Below are 19,995 nucleotides of genomic sequence, written 5' to 3'. Positions count from 1 at the left end.
CCGCGCCGGGCCACGACCCACACCCGTCCCGCCCGGCTCGGCGGGCACCACCCGCACCCGCACCGCTTCGGCTCGGCGTCCGATCGAGCCGCTCGGACTCCGCGGCATCCCGCCGGAGAATCAAAGGAGCCTCAGGTGACCACCCCAGAAGCCACCGGTCTCGCCACAGTGGGCGCGGCGACCGCGCTGCTCGACGCGTATCGCCCCGGCAGCGCGCGCTTCTTCGCCTCCCCCACCCGCACTCTGCTCAGCCACGGCACGCAAGCCGAAGTCGGGCACGACGAGCGGCCGTTGGCGGCCCGGGTGGCACAGACGCTGGCGGCCGCGAGTCCGGTCGGCGGGCGCAGTGCGATCGTGCTCGGCGCCATCCCGTTCGACCAGGGAGAGCGCGCCGCGCTGGTGGTCCCGGAGGCGGCGACCTGGGGCCCGCCGCTGTCCGCCGACCCGCTGATCGCGCTCGCCGCTCCCGAACCGACCGGCACCGCCTGGGACATCCGCCCGGTCCCCGCGCCCGAGGTGTACGAGGCGGGCGTGGCCGAGGCCGTGCGCCGGATGCGCGCCGGCGCGCTCGACAAGGTGGTGCTGGCCCGCACGCTGGAACTGCGCTCGCCCGAACCCCTGGACATACCCGTGCTGTTGCAGCGGCTGGCCCGCCGCGACCCGCTGGGCTACACATTCGCGGTGCCGGGCGTACGACCCGGCAGCACGCTGATCGGCGCCAGCCCGGAGTTGCTGCTCTCGCGCAGCGGTCGGAGCGTGCTGGCCAACCCGCTGGCGGGCTCCGCCAAACGCAGCGCCGATCTGGCCGAGGACGTGCGCCGCGCGACCGGCCTGCTCGAATCCGAGAAGGACCTGCACGAACACGCCGTGGTGGTGGCCGCGGTGCGCGCCGCGCTCGCGCCGTACTGCGAGACGCTGGAGGTGCCCGAACGGCCGACCCTGGTCTGCACCGCCGCGATGTGGCACCTGTCCACCACCGTCACCGGCACCCTCCCGGTGCAGGACCCGGCCTCCGCGCTGGAGTTGGCCTGCGCGCTGCACCCGACCCCGGCCGTGTGCGGCACCCCGACCACGACCGCGCGCCGCGCGATCGCCGACCTGGAGCCGTTCGACCGGGGCCTGTACACCGGCATGGTCGGCTGGGGCGACGCGGACGGCGACGGGGAATGGGTGGTCACCATCCGCTGCGCCGAGGCGGACACGGACACACTGCGCCTGTACGCCGGGGCGGGTATCGTCTCGGCATCCTCGCCGGCGGCGGAGACCGCCGAGACCGAGGCCAAGTTCGGCACCTTCCTGCACGCCGTGGCGGGTCGGCGATGAGCGCCCCGAACTTCGTGCCCGCGCCCACCTGGCCCGCCGAGTTCGCCGAGCGCTACCGGGCCGCCGGTTGGTGGCGCGGCGAGACGTTCGGCGGCATGCTGCGCGAGCGCGCCGCCGCGCACCCGGACCGGATCGCGATCGTGGACGGCGACCGCCGCTGGACCTACGCGGACCTGGACGAGCGGGCCGACCGGATCGCCGCCGGGCTGCTCGCCCGCGGGATCGGCCGGGGCGACCGGGTGGTCCTGCAACTCCCCAACGTGGCCGAGTTCTTCGGCGTGGTCTTCGCGCTGTTCCGGATCGGCGCGCTGCCGGTGTTCGCGCTGCCCGCGCACCGCGAGACCGAGATCGCCTACTTCTGCGCGTTCACCGAGGCGGTCGCCTACGTGATCCCGGACGTCTGCGAGGGCTACGACCACCGGGCGCTGGCGAGCAGGGTACGCGCCGACCTGCCCTCGCTGAAGCACGTCCTGGTGGTCGGCGACCCCGGCGAGCACACCGCGCTGTCCGACGTGGAAGCCGACCCGGTGGAGATCACCGACCCGCCCCGCCCGGGCGAACTCGCCTTCCTGCAACTGTCCGGCGGCAGCACCGGCGTGCCCAAGCTGATCCCGCGCACGCACGACGACTACATCTACTCGCTGCGCGGCTCCAACGAGATCTGCGCCGTGGACGCGGACAGCGTGTACCTGTGCGCGCTGCCCGCCGCGCACAACTTCCCGCTCAGCTCACCCGGCACGCTCGGCGCGCTGTACGCCGGAGCGCGCGTCGTGTTGTGCCCCAGGCCCACTCCCGACGTGGCGTTCGCGCTGATCGAACGCGAACGGGTGACCATCACGGGCGTGGTGCCGCCGCTGGCGCTGGCCTGGACCGAGGCGGCCCAGCGCGGCGGCTTCGACCTGAGCAGCCTGCGCGTGCTGCTGGTCGGCGGCGCCAAGTTCAGCGAGGAGGCGGCCCGCCGGGTCGCTCCCACGCTCGGCTGCACGCTCCAGCAAGTGTTCGGGATGGCCGAGGGCCTGGTCAACTACACCCGACTCGACGACCCCGACGAGGTGATCGTCACCTCGCAGGGGCGCCCGATCTCGCCGGACGACGAGGTCCGGATCGTCGACGACGCCGACGTGGATCTGCCCGAAGGCGAGACCGGACACCTGCTCACCCGGGGTCCGTACACGATTCGCGGCTACTGGAACGCGCCCGAGCACAACGCGAGATCGTTCACCGCGGACGGTTTCTACCGCACCGGGGACGTGGTCCGCCGGCTCCCCTCCGGCCACCTCGTGGTCGAGGGCCGGGCCAAGGACCAGATCAACCGCGGCGGTGAGAAGGTCGCGGCCGAGGAGGTGGAGAACCACATCCTCGCCCACCCGTTGGTGCACGACGTGGCCGTGGTCGCGGTGCCGGACGCCTACCTGGGCGAGCGCACCTGCGCGTACGTGATCCTGCGCGCCGGCGCCGAACCGCTCAAGCCGGTCGCGATCCGCCGCTTCGTCCGCGAGCGCGGCCTGGCCGGGTACAAGGTGCCCGACCATGTCGAGTTCGTCGAGACGTTCCCGTACACCGGCGTCGGCAAGGTCAGCAAGAAGGACCTGCGTGCCGCGATCGCCGCCGGACAGGCCGAACACCGCACCTGAGCAACGAAGTCCCGCACCCCTTGTCGATTCCGCCCCGAAAGGCCGCACCCGCCATGGCATTGCCGAAGATCGCCCCCTATCCGATGCCGGACGCGGCCGATCTGCCGACGAATCGGGTGGATTGGACCGTCGACCCGACGCGTGCCGTGCTGCTCGTGCACGACCTGCAGAATTACTTCCTGTCCGCGTTCGAGCCGGAGGCCTCACCGGTCACCGAGTTGCTCGCCAACATCGCCCGCCTGAGGGTCGACTGCGCGCGGCTCGGTGTGCCGGTGGTCTACTCCGCGCAGCCCGGCGGCCAGAGTGCCGAACAGCGGGGTCTGCAACAGGACTTCTGGGGTCCGGGGTTGCCGGACGACCCGCACGCGGCGGCGATCGCGCCCGCCGTGGCACCCGGCCCCGCCGACACCGTGCTGACCAAGTGGAAGTACAGCGCCTTCGTACGCACCGAGCTGCGCGCGTGGATGCGCGAACTCGGCCGCGACCAGTTGGTGATCGTCGGGGTGTACGCGCATATCGGGGTGATGACCACCGCGTGCGACGCGTGGATGCAGGACATCCGGGCCTTCGTGGTGGCGGACGCGGTGGCCGACTTCACCTCGGACAACCATCGGATGGCTCTGCACTGGGCCGCCGCGAACTGCGCGGTGGTCACCGACACCGAGTCGCTGTTCGCGGGGAAGTAGATCGGACATGGCGCTTACTCTCGAACTGATCCGCACCGACGTCGCCGACATCCTCGGCGAGGACCCGACGGACATCCCCGACGACGAGAACCTGGTCGACTACGGCCTCGACTCCGTGCGGGTGATGGCCCTGGTGGAACGCTGGACCCGCGAACACGGTGTCGTGGTGGACTTCGCCGACCTCGCGGAGCGGCCCACCCTCGAGGGCTGGGCCGAACTGCTGTCATCCAAGCAGTAGTTCACGGACGAGACGGGTCCGGCGCGCACAGCGCGTGGTCGATCAGCGCCTTGGTCGCCGCGTCCTGGCGCGCACCGCCCGCCTCGTCGTTCTCGTCGACGCCGTTGCGCACGACCAGGACGGCCCGCCGACCGTCGGCGGTGACGCCGTTCTCACCGGAAAAGCCGAGATCGTTGCCACCGTGGTGCCAGTACCGCCCGCCGCAGGTGAGTTCGGTGCTCTCCAGACCGAGCCCGTAGCCGCGCCCGGGTTCGTCCGGGATCGGCACCGTACCGCGCATCTCGGCGAGTTCGGCGGGCCCGAGCAGCCGACCCGAGAGCAGCGCGGCGAGGAACCGGTCGATGTCGCTCGGCGTGCCGTACATCGCCCCCGCCGCGTCGGCGACGGTGTGGTTGAGCACGGTGGTGTCGGTGGGCCGGGTGTCGCCCGGGAAGGTGTGCTGTGCCCGTGCGTGCGGGTACGGCAGATACGGGTCGTCGCCCGGGACCCGGGTGTCGCGCAGGTCGAGGGGGCGCAGGATGCGGTCGCGTACCTCCTCGCCCCACGAGCGGCCGGTGGCCCGGTCGATGATCATGCCCACGAGCAGGTAGTTGGTGTTCGAGTAGGCCCACGCGGTACCCGGCTCGAAGCGGCCGGGCAGGGTGAGCGCGGCGGCGACCAGGTCCTGGGGCCGATAGTGCCGGAAGCGGTTCTCCCGGTAGCCGCGCGCCGAATACAGCGCCGGCACGGCGGAAGGCAGCGCGGTGTAGCCGGGGATGCCGCTGGTGTGTTGGAGCAGGTGCCGCAGGGTGATCCGCCGGCCGTCGTTGCCGTTGCCCCGCACCACCCCCGGGAGCCAGGTCTCGATCGGCTCGTCCAGCCGCAACCGGCCCTCGGCCACCAGTTGCAGGGTGACGGTGGCCACGAAGGTCTTGGTCGTGCTGCCGATCCGGTAGTAGCCGTCCCGGGGCACCGGTCGGCCGGTGTGCGATTCGGCCTCGCCGCTTCGGGCGGTGCGCACCGCGCCGGGCGCGGTGTAGCGCACGGTGACGCCGATCGCGCCGGCGTCGTGGATCGCGTCGGTGTCGCGCTGGAGGCGGGAGGCGACCGGGTCGCGCGCGGCGGACGGCTCGCTCACCGCAGCCGTGGCGGTGGTCGTGGTGGCGAGCACGAGGCCGACCGCGAGCAGACAGGCGGCGCGGTACGGCTTCGAACGCATGGGCGTGGTCGTCGAGTTCATCGCTCGTTCCTCCATGGAGGTGTCCGGGAGCGGCGACCGACGTGGGCGCCGCGTCGGGGGTGGCCGACGTGCGCTCAGGTCTTCGGGGCGAGCAGTCGGTCGGTGAGTCGTTGTACGGCCACCTCGGCGCGCAGCCCGATGTCGTCGCCGTCGTCGGTGCCGTTGACCACGATCACGACGCTGCGTCGGCCGTCCTCGGTGACGCCCATCCGGATCTTGCTGCCCTCGATGTCGCCGCCATGCCCCCAGCGGTATCCGCCGCCCGGCAGCGGTTGGCGCATCAGCCCCAGGCCGTAGCGCACCCCCGGCATGACCTGCTCGAAGTCGGCCGGCATCGGCACGGTCGCGCGCATCAGCGCGAGTTGCGCGGGCGGCAGCAGTCGGCCACCGAGCAGCGCGGTGAAGAAGCGGTCCAGATCGGCGTGGGTGCTGATCATCTCGCCGGCCGCGTCGCCCCAGGACATGGTGCGGATGGTGGTGTCCACCCAGGCGTCCCGGTCCGGGAAGCGGTGGTAGGAGTGCGCGTACGGTTCGGGCAGGGTCGGATCGCCGCCGGGTGCGTAGGTGTCGCCGAGGCCGAGCGGGCGCAGCACCCGGGTGCGCACCTGGTCCGCCCAGGCGCGCCCGGTGACCCGTTCGATGATCATCCCGGCGAGGACGTAACCGGTGTTCGAGTACTCCCAGTTCGGCGTCGGGTCCTCGGGGGCGGCGGGCGGGAAGCTCGGGGCGAACCGCATCGCCGCGTCGACCAGCTCCCGGGCGTTCGTGTCGCGGAACCGCACCTGCTCGAAACCCGCTGCGGTATCCGGGAGTTCGATCGAGTAGTTGTGCAGGCCGCCGGTGTGCTGGAGCAGGTGGCGCACGGTCACCCGGCGTCCGTCGTTGCCGTTGCCGGTGACCACCCCGGGCAACCACCGCTCCACCGAGTCGGCAAGCGAGAGCCGTCCCTCGGCCACCAGTTGCAGCACGACCGTGGCCACGAACGCCTTGGTCGCGCTGCCGATCCGCAGCCGCGCGTCGTGCGGTACGGGCCGCCCGGTGCGCAGGTCGGCCGGCCCCGCGTACGCCTGACTGCGCTCGCGCCCGTCGCGCACCACGATCGCGGCGTTCACGTAGCCACCGTCCCGCAGCAGTTGTTCCGCCTCATGGCGCAATCGGTCCCGGATGGGCGGCCGGCGCTCGGCGGCGGTGGCCGGTGGGGCCAACGCGATCGTCGACCCGGTCAGGGCCACCGCCAGCGCACAGCAGCGACGACGACTCAGGAGGGCGGGGCTGTCGGGGACACGGACCATGGGTACGGACACGACGACTCCTCAGGGGTTCACCGTTACCGCTCCACCATCGCGTGCTCCTGTGCCCGGCCACGACCGTGCGGCCACCCGGACGCGAGGTGGTGGAACCCGGTGCGGCGAGGGTGGGGCAGGCCGAACCGGGGGCGTGCCGCGGCCGCCGCGCCACCGTGCACGGGCGTGGGCGGGACGCTCCCACCGCGGCCGGGCGTTGCCGCAGTGGGAGCGTTTCGCCCCAACGCGGCTGGGCGTCGGCGCAACCGGCTGACTGCGGACGGGCGTTCGCCCCGCCGGCGGACCGTCGACGGGCGGTGGTGCCGCTGTGCCCAGGCGTTCGTGCCGCTATCCCGCCGTTTCCGGTGCTCCCCCTCCGCGGCGCAGCAGGGCGTAGTCCATCGCGGTCCAGGCCATCGCCGTTGCGCCGTCGAGGATGGCCCGGTCGGCCTCCGGGGAGATCGCCGCTTCCGCGAAGGCCGCCTCGTGCGGGCCGCAGGTGCCTCCCGTGATGTCCAGGACCGGATGGATCGTCGGGATCACATGCGAGACGTTGCCCATGTCGGTGCACGCGAAGGGGGGTCGCTCGATCGGGTCCGGGCGGCCCAACTCCCGTGTGTTGGCCCGCCACAGCGCGATCAGGGTCGGATCGGTGCGGAAGTCCAGGTAGTCCGGCTCGGGGCGGGTCAGCCGAACCTCGCAGCCGATCGCCAGGGCGCCGGCCCGGAAGCAGGCCTCGACCCGGTCGCGCAGTTCGGCCAGGTCGGCCGCGTCCGTGGTGCGCAGTTCGTACTCGGCGGTGGCCCGCTCCGGGACCGCGTTGGGCGAGGTGCCCGCCGCCGTGGTGATCCCGTGCACCCGCCAGTCCGTCGGCAACTGCTTTCCCAGCAGGCCCAGGGCGACCTGAGCCACCGTCAGCGCGTCGGCGGCGCTGCGTCCTTCGTGCGGGTTCAGGCTCGGATGGGCGGCGGTGCCGAGGTATTCCACCGACAGTGTGCCGAGCGCGAAGGAGCGGAACTCGGCCACCTCGAACGGGCACGGGTGCACCATCATCGCCGCGTCCACGCCGTCGAAGGCACCCGCGTCCAGGAGCAGCGCCTTGCCCGCGCCGCGCTCCTCGGCCGGGGTGCCGACCACGCGCACGGTCAGGCCCAGCCGGTCGGCGACCGGGCCGAGCGCGAGGGCGGCGCCGACGCCCGCCGCCGCGATCAGGTTGTGTCCGCACGCGTGGCCCAGGCCGGGCAGCGCGTCGTACTCGCACGCGATCGCGACCGTGATCGGGCCGGACCCGATGCTCGCCACGAAGGCGGTGTCCAGGCCGAACGCGGGCGCGGTGACCGCGTAGCCGTGCGCGCGCAGCACGTCCGCGCACCAGGCCGAGGCCCGGTGTTCGGCGAAGGCCGGCTCCGGGTGGGCGTGGATGCGTCGGCTGAGCGCGAGCAATTCGTCCCGATCCGCCAGGACTCGATCGCGGATCGCGGCCCGGTCGGCATCCGAGGCCGGTCGGTCCGCCACGTCGGCCACGCTCATGTTCCGCTCCGCTTCATCGAGATTTCTTCGCCCCGGGGGCACCCTGACGGACCCTCGGAAGATAGCTTAGGCTTACCTAACTTCGCGTGCCGGGGACCGGTACGTGCCGCCTGCCGTCGTCGCGCCCCGGGAGTCTCCACACCATGCGTCACCACCAGGCCGAGACCACCGATCCGGATACCTTCGTCCCGGACCTCGCCGAGGCCGACGTGCCCGCGCCGGCGGCCGGCCCCCACGCCGCCCGGCTGCCGCTGCTCGCCGCCCAGGCCGGCATCGTCTACGCCCAGGCGCTGACCCCGGCGGATCCGGTCTACAACACCGGCGACCGGGTCGAGATCCGCGGCCCGCTGGACGCCGACCTGTTCACCCGCGCGCTGCACCGGGTCGGTGTCGAGGCCGAGACGCTGCGCCTGCTGGTGGTGGCGGACGCCGACGGCACCTCGACCCAACGCGTCCTCGACCGCGAGTTCCCGGTGCACCGCATCGACCTGAGCACCGCCGAGGACCCGACCGTTCGGGCCGAGGCCTGGATGCGGGCCGATCTGGACCGGGCCGTCGACCCGAGCACCGGACCCCTGGTCACCCACGCGCTGTTCCGCTTCGCCGACGACCACCACTGGTGGTACCGACGGGTCCACCACGTCGCCGTGGACGCGTACGCGCTCACCCTGATCGGCCTCCGGGTCGCCGAGTTGTACACCGCCTTCGCCCGCCGGGACCGGCCCACCCCCAACCCCTTCGGCAGCCTGCGCGACCTGGTCGCGGAGGAGGTCGACTACCGAGCGAGCGAAGCGTACGACACCGATCGCGCGTTCTGGCTCGATCACCTCGCCGACCGTCCGCGACCGGTCACCCTGTCCCAGGCCCCGGCAACTCCTCTGCCCGCGGCCCCGATCCTGCGCCGCGCCGTCGAACTTCCGCCCGCCCGCGCCGCCCGGCTCACCGAGGCCGCCTCGATCGCCCGGGCCACCTGGGCCGAGCTGCTGATCGCCGCCACCGCGGGCTACCTGCACCGCACCACCGGCGCCCGGGAGATCACCCTCGGCCTCCCGCTGCTCAACCGGCGCAGCCCCGCCGCGCTGCGCACCCCGGCGATGACGGTCAACATCCTGCCGCTGCGGATCACGGTCCATCCCCGCGACACCGCGCCCGAGTTGCTGCGCAGGGTCGTCCTCGAACTGCGCGCCGTCCGCCGACACCAGCGCTTCCGCCAGGAGGACCTGCTCCGCGAACTCGGCGCCCTCGGTCGCGAACAACCCCTGTACGGGCCGATGATCAACATCAAGGCCTTCGAGGGCGACCTGGATCTGGACGGCTCGGTCGCCCGGGTGCACAACCTGGCCGCCGGCCCCGTCGACGACCTGGCCGTCGGCGTCGTGCCGACCGCCGGCGGCGGCCTGCGGATCGACCTGGACGCCCATCCCGCCCGCTACCGCGCATGCGACCTGGCCGATCACGAACTCGGCCTGCTGCGCTACCTGGACGCCCTCGTCGAGTTGCTGCACAACCAACCCCGGCAGGCGATCGGCCGGATCGACCTGCTCAGCCCCGACGAGGTCGTGCGCGCCACCGCCGGTCGCGCCGAAGCACCCCTCACCACGACCCTGCCCGAGCTGTACTCGCACCAAGTCGCCCGTACGCCCGACGCGATCGCGGTCCGCGCCGGCACGGACGCCCGCACCTTCGCCGAGGTCGACTCGGCCGCCGATCGGCTGGCTCACGAACTGATCGCGGCCGGCGTCACCGCCGAGGTCCCGGTCGCCGTCGCGCTGCACCGCGGCGCGGACACCGTGGTCGCCCTGCTCGCCGTGCTCAAGGCGGGCGGCGTCTGCCAGTTCCTCGACCTGGGCCACCCGGCCCGGCGGATCGCCGACGTGCTGGCCGACACCCGACCCGGCTGCCTGATCGGCACCTCCGACGCGGTCGCGGGCCTGCCCGCGCACGACATCCACACCGTGCTCCTGGACGACCCGAACACCCGCGCCCGACTTGCCGCGCACCCAAACCGCACCCCGCGACCGCCGCGCCCCGAGCACAGCGCGTACGTGATCCACACCTCCGGCTCCACCGGTCGGCCCAAGGGTGTCGCGGTCTCGCACGCCTCGCTGGCCAACCTGTACGCGAGCCACGGCAGCGACCACATCGCGCCCGCCGTCGAGCGCACCGGCCGCACCCGGCTGCGGATCGCGCACAGCGCCTCGTTCGCGTTCGACGCCTCGTGGGACCCGATCCTGTGGATGGTGCACGGCCACGAACTGCACCTGCTCGACGACGCCGGCTACCGCGACCCCACCACACTGCTCGACTACCTGCACGAGCACCGGGTGGACTACCTGGACGTGACGCCCACCTACGCCGAGGCGCTGCTCGCCGAGGGCCTCGACGCCCCCGACCGGCACCACCCCGCCGTCGTGGTGGTCGGCGGCGAGAGCGTGCCCGAGCCGCTGTGGCGACGGCTCTCCGCGATCCCGGGCAGCCGGCCGATCAACCTGTACGGGCCCACCGAGACCACCGTCGACGCCTACTTCTGGGGACCGGACGGCACCGGCGCCCCGGTCCGCGCCTCGCGCGCCTACGTCCTGGACGGCTCGCTGCGGCCGACGCCGGTCGGCGTCACCGGCGAACTGCACATCGCCGGCGCGTGCCTGGCCCGGGGCTACCTGAACCGGCCCGACCTGACCGCCGAGCGCTTCGTCGCCGACCCGTTCGGCGCCGCGCACGGCGATCCTGGCGGCCGGATGTACCGCACCGGCGACCTCGCCCGGCGCCGCGCGGACGGCAGCCTCGAACTCCTGGGCCGGGCCGACGAACAGGTCAAGATCCGCGGCTTCCGGATCGAACCGGGCGAGATCCAGACGGTGTTGGCCGGCCACCCGGACGTCGCGCAGGCCGCGGTGATCGCCCGGGACGCGGCGCACGGCAAACGGCTGCTCGGCTACGCGGTCCCGGTCGCCGGTCGCACCCCGGCCCCCGAGGCGCTGCGCGCGTACCTCGCCGGCCTGCTGCCCGAACACCTGGTCCCGGCCGCGGTACTCGTGCTGCCCGCGCTGCCGCGCACCGCCAACGACAAGATCGACCACCGCGCGCTGCCGGACCCGGCGCCACTGGCGCCCGGTCTGCGGGAGGGTCCGCGCGGTCTGCACGAGGAGATCATCTGCGATCTCTTCGCCGCCGTCCTGGAATTGCCCGAACAACCGGCCCGGGACGCCGACTTCTTCGACCTCGGCGGCCACTCGCTGCTCGCCGCCCGGCTCGCCGCGCGGGCCCGGGAGAGCTTCGAGGCGCCGATCGGACTGGCCGACGTCTTCCGCCGGCCGACCCCCGCGGGCCTGGCCGAACTCGTCCGGACGAGCGCGGATCCCCAGCCGCGCCCGGTACTGGAACCGGTGCCGCACACCGGCGACCGACTGCCGCTGTCGCCCGCGCAGCAGCGCCTGTGGTTCATGTACCGGCTCGAAGGACCCAGTCCCACCTACAACATCCCGCTCGTGCTGACCCTGACCGGCGCACCGGAGCACACCGCGCTCGAGCACGCGCTGGCCGACCTGGTGGCCCGGCACGAGACGCTGCGCACGGTCTACCCGGTCCTCGGCGAGGACGGAGCCGAGCCCCACCAGCGGATCCTGACGGTCGATCAGGCCCGCCCCGAACTGCGCCTCGCGGCGTCCGGGGAGACGATCGCCGACGCCGTGCGCCACTGCTTCGACCTCGCCGTCGAACCACCGCTGCGCTGCACACTGTTCCGCACCGACGAGCACACCCACACGCTGGTCCTGCTCCTGCACCACATCGCCGGCGACGGCGCCTCGACCACACCGCTCTCCCGCGATCTGGCCACCGCCTACGCGGCCCGGGTCGCCGGTCGCGAACCGCGGTTCCCGCCGCTCGCGGTGCGCTACCCGGACCATGTCGCGTGGCAGGCCCGCCTGCTCGGCACCGCCGCCGCGCCCACCGCGTCCGCCACCCGGCAGCTCGCCTTCTGGAAGCGCGCCCTCGCCGGCCTGCCGGACGAACTCGCGCTGCCCACCGACCGACCGCGCCCCCAGCTCGCCTCGTACGCGGGCGACACGGTGCCCTTCCACCTCGACGCCACCGCGCACGCGGGCCTGGCGGAGTTGGCCCGAGCGACCGGCACCAGCGTGTTCATGGCCGTTCAGGCCGCGTTGGCCGCGCTGCTCACCCGGCACGGCTGCGGCACCGACATCCCGCTCGGCACGCCGGTCGCCGGGCGCGACGACGACGCCACCGCCGACCTGGTCGGATTCTTCGTGAACACCCTGGTGTTGCGCGCCGACACTTCCGGATCGCCGAGCTTCCGCACCCTGCTCGATCGGGTGCGCGGCACCACACTGGCCGCGTACGACCACGCCGACCTGCCGTTCGACCGGGTCGTGGACGAGCTCAACCCGCCGCGCTCACTCGGCCGGCACCCGCTGTTCCAGGTGCTGATCGCGTGGCAGTCGTTGCCCGACACCGAGTTCGCGCTCGGCCCGCTGACCGCGCGGATGACCGCCGTGCCGTCCGGGACGGCCAAGTTCGATCTCACCCTGAACGTCGGCGAGCAACCCGGCCGGGGCGTCGGCGGGTTCGTCGAGTACCGCACCGACCTGTTCGACCGGGCCACCGTGCTCGGCCTGTCCCGCCGGCTCGCCGCGCTGCTCACCGCCGCCGTCGCCGACCCGGACGCGCCGATCGACACCCTGCCCCTGCTCGACGAATCCGAGCGGCACCGCGCGCTCGTCGAGTGGAACGCCGGGCCCACCGCGACCGCGACCGCCTCGGCCACTCTGGTCGCCCGCTACGAGCAGGCCGCCCGCGCCCACCCCGAGCGGATCGCGGTCGGTTGCGCCGGACTGTCGTTGAGCTACGCCGAACTCTCCGCCCGGGCCAACCGCCTGGCCCGGCTGCTGGTCGCCCGCGACATCGGCCCCGGTGACATCGTCGCGCTCGCGCTGCCGCGCTCCCCGGAACTGGTCGTCGCGCTGCTCGCGGTCGCCAAGGCGGGCGCCGCCTACCTGCCGCTCGACCCGGACTACCCGGCCGACCGGCTCGCCTACATGCTGGACGACGCCGCGCCCGCCGTACTGCTCACCGACACGGCCACCGCACGCCGACTGCCCGCGCACGACCTGCCCCGAATCCCGGTGGACGGCAAGGACGCCGACGCCTACCCCGGTTCCGACCTGCGTCAGGAGCAGCGCAAGCGCCCGCTGCGCGCGAGCGATCCGGCCTATGTGATCTACACTTCCGGTTCCACCGGCCGGCCCAAGGGCGTGCCGGTCACCCACCACAACGTGGGCCGCCTGTTCACCGCGACGGACCACTGGTTCGGCTTCGGCCCGGACGACGTGTGGACCCTGTTCCACTCCTACGCGTTCGACTTCTCGGTCTGGGAGTTGTGGGGTGCGCTGCTGTTCGGCGGTCGCCTGGTCGTGGTGCCGCACCTGGTCAGCCGCGACCCGGCCGAGTTCCTCGACCTGCTCGCCCGCGAACGGGTCACCGTGCTCAACCAGACGCCGTCCGCGTTCCACCAGTTGGTGGCCGCCGACCGGGAGCGGCCCGGGCGCGAACTCGCGCTGCGCTACGTGGTGTTCGGCGGCGAGGCACTGGAGCCGGCCCGACTCGCCGACTGGTACGAGCGGCACGCCGACGACGCGCCGCGGCTGGTGAACATGTACGGGATCACCGAGACCACGGTGCACGTCTCCTATCATCCGCTCGATCGCGCGTCGGCCGCCGCCGGGAGCGCGAGCACGATCGGGGTGAACATCCCCGACCTGCGCGTCTACGTCCTGGACCACCGGCTCCAGCCGGTCCCGCCCGGGGTGACCGGCGAGATGTACGTCGCCGGCGAGGGCCTCGCGCGCGGCTACCTGGGTCGGCACGCGCTGACCGCGACCCGCTTCGTGGCCGACCCGCACGCGGCCCGGTTCGGCGAACGCGGGGCCCGGATGTACCGCTCCGGCGACCTGGCGCGGCGCCGCGCGGACGGGGGCCTGGACTACCTCGGGCGGGGCGACCAGCAGGTCAAGATTCGTGGCTTCCGGGTCGAACTCGGGGAGATCGAAGCGGTGTTGGCCGCCCACCCGGCTGTCGCGGACGCCGCCGTGGTGCTGCGCGAGGACACTCCCGGGGACAAGCGGCTGGTCGGCTACGTCGTCGCCGGGCCCGATGTCACCCGTCCCGATGTCGCCGGTCCCGAGGTCGAAGCGGCCGACGTCGCCGGTCCCGAGGTCGAAGCGGCCGACGGCGAGAGGGCCGGCGTCGAAGGGCCCGCCCTGCGGGAGTACGCCGCCGCGACCCTGCCGGTCCACATGGTCCCCTCCGCCGTGGTCGTGGTCGACCGGCTGCCGCTGACCGCGAACGGCAAGCTGGACCGCAAGGCGCTGCCGCGCCCGGACCACACCGCCTCGGCCGGCGCCGGGCGCGCTCCGCGCGGACCGCGCGAGGAGCGGCTGTGCGCGCTGATCGCCGACGTGCTCGGAGTACCCGCGGTCGGCGTGCACGACAACTTCTTCGACCTCGGCGGCCACTCGCTGCTCGCGGTCCGCCTGGCCGGCCGGATCAAGTCCGCGCTGGGCACGGACGTCGGCATCGGCACGATCTTCCAGGCGCCCACCGCCGCCGGCCTGGACGCCGCGCTGGAGGCGGCCGAGCACAGCGACGCGCTGGACGTACTGCTGCCGCTGCGTCCGGCCGGCTCCACCGATCGGGCTCCGCTGTTCTGCGTGCATCCGGCCGGTGGCCTGTCCTGGTGCTACGCGGGCCTGATCCGGCACCTGCCGGCGGATCTGCCCATCCACGGCCTCCAGGCCCAGGGCGTCGGCCCGGCGACCGCCGGTGAACCGCTGCCCCGGACGCTGGAGGAGTTGGCCGCGCACTACGTCGACCGGCTGCGCGAGGTGCACGAGGAGGGTCCGTATCGGCTGCTCGGCTGGTCGACCGGCGGGATCATCGCGCACGCGATGGCCACCCGGCTGCAGGACCTGGGCCACGAGGTCGAGTTGCTCGCGATCCTGGACGCCTATCCGGCCGAGGGCTTTCGCGAACTGCCGGTGCCCGACCGCGCGGAGGCACTGGAGGCGCTGCTCACCATGGGCGGCTACGGACCGGAGAGTCTGGGCGGCGCGCCGCTGGAACTCGTCGAGGTGATTGCGGTGTTGCGCCGTGAGGGCAGTCCGCTGGCCGGCCTGGACGAGGCCACGATCGAGGCGCTCAACGACATCTACCTCAACACCAACCACCTCGTGCGGGCCTTCGACCACCGGGTCTTCCGCGGCGACGTGCTGTTCTTCCGGGCCACCGTCGACACCATCGACGACACGCTCACCCCCGACACCTGGGCCCCGTACGTGAGCGGTCGGATCGACAACACGAACGTGGCCTGCTCGCACAAGGACATGACCCTGCCCGGCCCGATCGCGCGGATCGCACGTGTGGTCCTGGACCGCCTCACCGAGTTGGAGAACGACTCCCATGACCTCTCGTGACCACGACACCCCGACGAACCCGTTCGACGACGAGGAGGGCGAGTTCCGGGTCCTGGTGAACGAGCTCGGGCAATACTCCCTGTGGCCCGACTTCGCCGCCGTGCCGGAGGGCTGGACGCTCGCGCACGGGCCGTGCGCGCGTTCGGTCGCGCTGGACTGGATCGGCACCCACTGGACCGACCTCGCCCCGGCCGCGCGGTGACCGGGGAGCACACCGAACCGGTTCCCCGGGCGGGCGGCGAGCGTTACGTGCGGGCTCCCGGGGCGAGCGGCGAGCCCGACGAGCCGCTTCCATCGGTAGCCGGCGGGCACACCGAACCCGGTTCCGCGGCGACCGCCGAGCGCTCCCGGCCCGCTCCGCCGGCGACCGCGAAGGGCGCGTCCGCGTGGATCGTGGTGGCCGTCTACACCGCCGCGATGTGCATGAACGGCCTGGACTCGACCATCGTCAATCCGGCTCTGCTGACCATCGCGGAGGACTTCGACCGGCCCGCGGTGGCCGCGAACACGGTCGAGATCGCGTTCCTGGTCGCCCTGGTGGCCGCGCTCCCGGTCGCCGGCCGGCTCAGTGATCGCTTCGGCACGAAACGGGTCTTCCTGGCATCGCTGGCCGTGTTCACCGCGGCCTCGGCCGCGTGCGGCCTGTCCCAGAACCTCGTTTCGCTGGTTCTGGCGCGCGTTGTCCAGGGCCTGGCCGGCGGCCTGTTGACGCCGGTCGGGATGACCATCCTGTTCACCGCGTTCGCGCCGCACGAGCGCATGCGGCTGGCCAAGTGGCTGATCGTGCCGACCGCGCTGATGCCCGCGCTCGGCCCACCGCTCGGCGGCTTCCTGACCGAACACCTCTCCTGGCACTGGCTGTTCCTGGTCAACGTGCCGATCGGCACAGCCGCCGTACTGCTCGGCCTGTTCGGGCTGCGCGAGCACCGCGCCGGTGTGGTCGGGCCGTTCGACCGCACCGGGTTCTGGCTCACCACGCCGACCCTGGCGCTGCTCACCTACGCGCTCGGCTTCGGACCGTCGCAGGGGTGGACCACGCCCGCCATCGCGATCGCCGGAATCCTCGGCCTGGCCCTGTTGCTCGCCTCGATCGTGCACCAACTCCGGGCTTCGGAACCCTTGTTGCGACTCCGGCTGCTCGCCGACCGGGCCTTCGGCTCGGCGACCGCGCTGGCTCTGGTCACCTCGGCCGGGCTGATGGGGGTGCTGTTCGTCTTCCCGCTGCTGTACCAGGCGGCGTTGGGCGCTTCGGCTCTGGACGCGGGGCTCGGGGTGTTTCCCGAGGCGGTCGGCCTGATGTTCGCGTCGCAGGTGGTGGACCGGCTGCTGCCCCGACTCGGCCCGCGCCGGCTCACCACACCCGCGCTGGTCCTGGCCGCGCTGGTGTTCGGCGCGCTCGCGCTGCCGGGGGTCGCGGACAACGCCTGGGCGGTGCGGGTGTTGATGTTCTGCGTCGGGCTGGTGCTGGGTACGGCGGTGTTGACCGTACAGATCGCCGGGTTCGGTGAGATCGAGCCCGCCGACATGGGCCACGCGATGGCGCTGTTCACCATCGTGCGCACGCTCGGCGGCTCGCTCGGCATCGCGGCCGGTGCCGCGGTGATCGAGGCGGGCGGCGGTTCGGGCCACGACGCCGACGCGCCGGGGCCGTATCGCGCGGCGATCTGGGTCACCGCCGGACTGGTCGCGCTCGGCGCGCTGTTCGCGCTGCGCCTGCCACGCGAGGCACCGGCGCCGCCACCGTTCGAGGACGACGACGAGGAGGGTCCCGGGACGGGACCCGGCGCCGAACCCGGGACGGGACACGGAGCCGAGGCGGGACACGGAGCCGAGGCGGGAGCGGGTCTCGGGACCGCTCCCGAACCCGAGTCCGCCCGCCCCGATTCGGCCGAGGCCTCAGCGCCCGTCCGAGGCTGACAGCAGGCCGACGAGCCCGACGGCGAGCCCGCCGCGCCAACAGGCGTAGTCGTGGCCGCCGTCGAACTCGGTGTAGGTGAGCGGATATCCGCGTTCCAGCAGCACATCGCGCAACCGGCGGTTCTCCGCGACGAGCATCCACTCCAGCAGTCCCACCTCCAGGTGGAACCGGATCGGCAGGCGCTCGCTCGTGGCGAACCGTCGGGTCAGCCATTCCGGTCCGTCGTTGCTCTCGTCCGGGTCGGGCCACCAGAACGACCCGGACTGGGACAGCGCGTTGCCGAATCGCTCCGGTCGACGATACGCCCCGAACGCCGCAGTCAGCCCACCCGCGCTCTGCCCGACGAGCACGGTGTGCGCGGGGTCCCCGCTCACCCCGTAATGCCGGCCGGCCCACGGCAGCAGCACGTCCGCGAGCCAGTCCACGAACGATTCGCTGCAGGTGAGATCGGCCATCCGCCGCTCCCGACCCATCGTGTCCACGAGCAGCGCGACGGTGGGCGGGATCCGACCGTCGGCGTGCAGGTTGTCCAACGTGTCGCCGATCTCGAGCACCGAGCCCCAGACCTCGCCGTCCAGCAACACCGCCACCCGGTAAGGCTCGTGCCGCACACCGGCGGGCACCAGCGCACTCACCCGGCGTCCGTCCACCGTGGTGTCCAGCCGCGTCCCGCGCGGTACGCCCGGTCGGCGCCGCGCCCACGGCTGCGCGGGCGCGTGCGGCAGCGCCAGCACCGAGGACGGGTTGCGCCCGTCCCGCGCGGCCAGTGTGGGCGCGTGGTTGTACGGGTCTGGCACCGCCGCGTCCAACACGCCCAGCCAGGCCGCGCGATCGGTGCGCAACGTCCGGTCGCGCGCACCGGTGCCGACGAAGAACTGGTACGACGCGCGCAGGTCGGCGGGCAGCCGATGGGTGATCGCCCACACGTCGGTGCCGGCGACCCGGCGCATCAGGTGCGGCGTCAGATCGCCCGCGTGCCGGTCCCGGTCGGTGAACGTGTGCAGCAGCGCGAGCACGTCGTTCGCGGGCGCCGCCGGGTCCTCCCGCCAGACGAAGGTGACCAGGCGCTGCCCGGGGTCGGCCGGATCCGGCTCGACCAGCGGGGCGCCGGCCTCCTCGACCCGGGCCCAGAACTCGGCGCAGGCGTCGGCTCGTCCGGCGGCGACCGCCTCGGTCAGCGCGTGCAGGATCGGTGTGTCCATGATGCTGGTCGCTTTCTGCGCGAAGACGAAACGGGCGGTCGGGATCCCACCGGCGGCATCGTGGCCCGGTCCCACGAACCGCCACGCGATCGGGCCGGGTCTCGACACGGGCTCGGCCCCGGTACGGGTCGGCACGGGCTCGGCCCCGGTGCGGGTCGGCATGGCCTCGATACGGGTCGGCACGGGCTCGACTCGATACGGGCTCGGCCCCGGGCGCGTGACGCTCCCGGGGCCGACCACTGCCGATGACGGCAGGTCAGGAGGTGGCGGACAGCGCCTTGTTCAGGTCGTTGAGCACCACGTCGGCGGCCAGCGGACCGCCTCGGGTGGACCACACCGAACCGTCCACGGGGACCACGTGGTTCTTCCTGACCGCGTTCAACTCCTTGTACGCCGGCTTGTCCTGGACCTCCTTGAGCGCGCTCGCGCCGTCCGAGGTGAGCGTGCCCAGGAACAGCCAGTCGCCGTCGATCTCGGAGATCTTCTCCAGGCTCAGCGCGGGGGTGTGCGCGTTGCCGTCCTTGTCCTGCGCCTTGGGCCGGGTCAGTCCCATGTCGAGCGCGACGCCACTGGCGAACTGGCGCTTCTCCATCCAGCTCGGGCCGTTCGGGTTCCAGCGCACGATGCTCACCGCGGCGCCCTTGTTCGCGGCCAGGTCCTCGCCGGTCTTCTTGGCCTTGGCCTCGTAGTCGGTGATCACCTTGTTCGCCTGGTCCAGCTTGTTGACCGCGTTGCCGATGCCCCGGAAGGACAACTTCCAGTCGTCGGTGGGCGCCATCGTGACCAGCGTCGCCGGGGTGATCTTGCGGAGCTGCTTGAGCACCTGCTCGTCCTGCATGTCGCCGGCCAGGATCAGGTCCGGCTTGGCCGCGATCACCTTGTCCATCACCGGCTGGAGCAGGTTCCCGACCACCTCTATGCCCTTGACCTTGTCGGCCAGATAGGCCGGCGGCTTGTCCAGGCCCTGGCCGTTGGTGATCCCGACCGGCTTGACGCCGAGCGCGAGCACCGCGTCCAGGTCCTCCTGGGTGAGCACCACGATCCGCTGGGGAGCGGCCGGTACCTGGACGGCGGTGCCGGTCGCGTCCTTGACGGTGCGCGTACCGCCGGCCGAGTCGCCGCCCGCCGGCGCGCCACTGCCCTGGCTCGCGGCGGGCTTGCCGTCGGACTTCGAGTCGGAGTCGGAACCGCACCCGGTGAGCAGCAGGCCGGCCGCCCCCGCCACGGCGAACAGCCGAACCACGCGCCGCCGGGCGGTCGCGAGCGAGCGATGAGAAGAGGACATCTGGGACTCCGGGCGCGAGGAAGGGCGGGGGCCGGGGCACGGCACGACCCGCGAGGTCGTGCTTAGGTTAGCCTTACCTTCCATGAGATCCGCAAGGTGGTACGAGTCCCCATCGATCCGGGTGGCCCATGTCACGCCCGGGCGGCGCGGGTTCGATGCCCCTGCGGGGGATCTCGGCCGCCCGTAC

12 protein-coding genes are annotated in these 19,995 nt (G+C 73.1%); 7 read left to right on the top strand and 5 right to left on the bottom strand.

The genetic code is table 11. The features are described from left to right. The first annotated feature begins 135 nt into the window (after positions 1-135). Genes ACWCPW_RS20355 through ACWCPW_RS20340 form a run of 4 tightly spaced genes read left to right on the top strand, consistent with a single transcriptional unit; the run spans position 136 to position 3,881 of the window. Positions 136-1,323 (top strand): isochorismate synthase, encoded by a 1,188-nt coding sequence (locus tag ACWCPW_RS20355; RefSeq protein ID WP_449762973.1) that lies wholly within the window; start codon positions 136-138, stop codon positions 1,321-1,323. Beyond that, positions 1,320-2,957, top strand: coding sequence for a (2,3-dihydroxybenzoyl)adenylate synthase (locus ACWCPW_RS20350; protein ID WP_449762972.1), 1,638 nt, complete (start codon positions 1,320-1,322; stop codon positions 2,955-2,957). Before ACWCPW_RS20355 ends, ACWCPW_RS20350 begins: the two co-directional genes overlap by 4 nt. 53 nt (positions 2,958-3,010) lie before the next feature. Beyond that, positions 3,011-3,643 (top strand): isochorismatase family protein, encoded by a 633-nt coding sequence (locus ACWCPW_RS20345; RefSeq protein WP_449762971.1) that lies wholly within the window; start codon positions 3,011-3,013, stop codon positions 3,641-3,643. A gap of 7 nt (positions 3,644-3,650) precedes the next feature. Continuing rightward, on the top strand, positions 3,651-3,881 hold the full coding sequence (locus ACWCPW_RS20340; RefSeq protein ID WP_449762970.1) for a phosphopantetheine-binding protein: 231 nt from the start codon (positions 3,651-3,653) through the stop codon (positions 3,879-3,881). Position 3,882: 1 nt separating this feature from the next. Here the strand turns inward: ACWCPW_RS20340 and ACWCPW_RS20335 are convergent, their stop codons facing one another. From ACWCPW_RS20335 to ACWCPW_RS20325, 3 genes are all read right to left on the bottom strand, one after another. Then, positions 3,883-5,100 carry a serine hydrolase domain-containing protein gene (locus ACWCPW_RS20335; protein ID WP_449762969.1) on the bottom strand — a complete coding sequence of 406 codons (1,218 nt, stop codon included), beginning with the start codon at positions 5,098-5,100 and terminating at the stop codon, positions 3,883-3,885. Between the two features lie 74 nt (positions 5,101-5,174). After that, a complete protein-coding gene (locus tag ACWCPW_RS20330) occupies positions 5,175-6,404 on the bottom strand; it encodes a serine hydrolase domain-containing protein (RefSeq protein ID WP_449762968.1) in 1,230 nt (409 codons plus the stop codon). 327 nt (positions 6,405-6,731) lie between these two features. Beyond that, a complete protein-coding gene (locus ACWCPW_RS20325) occupies positions 6,732-7,913 on the bottom strand; it encodes an amidohydrolase (RefSeq protein WP_449762967.1) in 1,182 nt (393 codons plus the stop codon). 143 nt (positions 7,914-8,056) lie between these two features. Between ACWCPW_RS20325 and ACWCPW_RS20320 the strand changes: the two genes are divergently transcribed. The 3 genes from ACWCPW_RS20320 to ACWCPW_RS20310 all read left to right on the top strand — a co-directional run bounded on the left by ACWCPW_RS20320 (position 8,057) and on the right by ACWCPW_RS20310 (position 17,320). Beyond that, positions 8,057-15,403: an amino acid adenylation domain-containing protein gene (locus ACWCPW_RS20320; RefSeq protein WP_449762966.1), complete on the top strand. Its 7,347-nt coding sequence runs from the start codon at positions 8,057-8,059 to the stop codon at positions 15,401-15,403. After that, a complete protein-coding gene (locus ACWCPW_RS20315; RefSeq protein WP_449762965.1) occupies positions 15,390-15,605 on the top strand; it encodes an MbtH family protein in 216 nt (71 codons plus the stop codon). The genes ACWCPW_RS20320 and ACWCPW_RS20315 overlap by 14 nt, the downstream gene beginning before the upstream one ends. 191 nt (positions 15,606-15,796) lie before the next feature. Further along, entirely contained in the window at positions 15,797-17,320 is a 1,524-nt protein-coding gene (locus tag ACWCPW_RS20310) for a DHA2 family efflux MFS transporter permease subunit (protein ID WP_449763027.1), read from the top strand. Here the strand turns inward: ACWCPW_RS20310 and fes are convergent. Then, entirely contained in the window at positions 17,300-18,523 is a 1,224-nt protein-coding gene (fes, locus tag ACWCPW_RS20305; protein ID WP_449762964.1) for an enterochelin esterase, read from the bottom strand. The genes ACWCPW_RS20310 and fes overlap by 21 nt on opposite strands. A gap of 256 nt (positions 18,524-18,779) precedes the next feature. Next, positions 18,780-19,808 carry an ABC transporter substrate-binding protein gene (locus ACWCPW_RS20300; protein WP_449762963.1) on the bottom strand — a complete coding sequence of 343 codons (1,029 nt, stop codon included), beginning with the start codon at positions 19,806-19,808 and terminating at the stop codon, positions 18,780-18,782. Positions 19,809-19,995: the final 187 nt, after the last annotated feature.

The sequence above is a fragment of the Embleya sp. NPDC001921 genome (assembly GCF_053594475.1).
Note: the sequence above shows the minus strand (reverse complement) of the source record. Positions and strands in the feature narration are given on the sequence as shown.